1 pseudogene is annotated in these 1,235 nt (G+C 52.2%); it reads right to left on the minus strand.

Going from position 1 to position 1,235, the window contains the following annotated elements:
- A pseudogene (locus APR53_07100) lies at positions 1 to 1,235 on the minus strand.

A 1,235-nucleotide genomic window follows, 5' to 3' on the forward strand; every position in this document is an offset into this window, starting at 1 on the left:
TCGGTAAAATCAACCTCAAACCGGTACTGTCTCAGCTCTCCTCCCTGGATGCCTTCCAGCTCCACCCACCGTTTGCCCGAATGACGGTAACGACCGGTGACCACCAGCTGCTGACCGGAAAATATATCGGGGATAGTCAACGGAACCACATCGTATACTCCCACCGCTCCGTAGCCAATCTCGATATCTGTGAGCACGGGATGGGATATCTTGTCGTAAAACCCCTTGATTACCAATTCCACCTCATCCCCGTCTTTTACGTAGTCCACCAGCCCTTTTCCCGCTTCTCCCATCGCATCCATCAACACCGCATTGATATCCTCGCTGCCAATCCCGAACACAAACATCCGGGCGTCATTATATCCTTCAACCTGCTCCACTATCTTTCCCGGATCCAGCTCCCCTACCGTGGGATAGCCGTCGGTCATGAATACGATGAAACAGGGACGGCTTGAACTGAAACTGCTGGAGTAAGCTTCCTCCAGTGCCCTGCTGATATTGGTTCCTCCCCTCGCAGTTATTCCCTCCAGGTAATCACGGGCTTCCTGGATGTTGTAGCGGTCTGCATTCTGCAAATCCTCAAACAGGTGGTCCACACTGGAGGAAAAGGTGATGATGTTGAACCGGTCCCCCGGGTTTAAATTCTCTACACAGTAATCCAGGGCTTCCTTTACCCCATTCATCCTCTCCCCTCTCATCGAACCGGAACGGTCCACCACAAATACCACATCCTTGGGCACCACCCTGTCCAGCTGATCTCCCACCGATGCCAGCATTACAAAATATCCGTCCTCGCTGCGGTGGGGACGCCAGGTCAGGCAACTCAAGCTTACCTCTTCCTCACTTAAAGAATAATACAAAATGAAATCCTTGTCCGGCTTCACCTCTTCCGCTTCCCAGCTCACCTCCACCTCCTTGGAGTTGATATACTCCACCTCCACATCATGACTGGGACAGTGCACGTTCTTGATGGGAGACCTCGCTTTAATCCTCACCACTACCGAAGCATCCTCCAGGGGAGTGGAGGAAAAACGTTCGGTGGATAATGGATAGACAAACCGGTATAAATCCCCTTCCCTGGTCACCAGCTGCTGGTAGTCCATCTCCACCCTCCGGTCTCCCCCTGCGGGAAAAGGATATATCCTCGCCTCGAACATGTCCTGTCCGGCATACCTTAATATTGCCGGATCTATCATCTGGGCGACGATTTCCTCATAGATATTCAATGCCTGATC

Source organism: Methanoculleus sp. SDB (genome assembly GCA_001412355.1).
In the GTDB taxonomy this organism is placed as follows: domain Archaea; phylum Halobacteriota; class Methanomicrobia; order Methanomicrobiales; family Methanomicrobiaceae; genus LKUD01.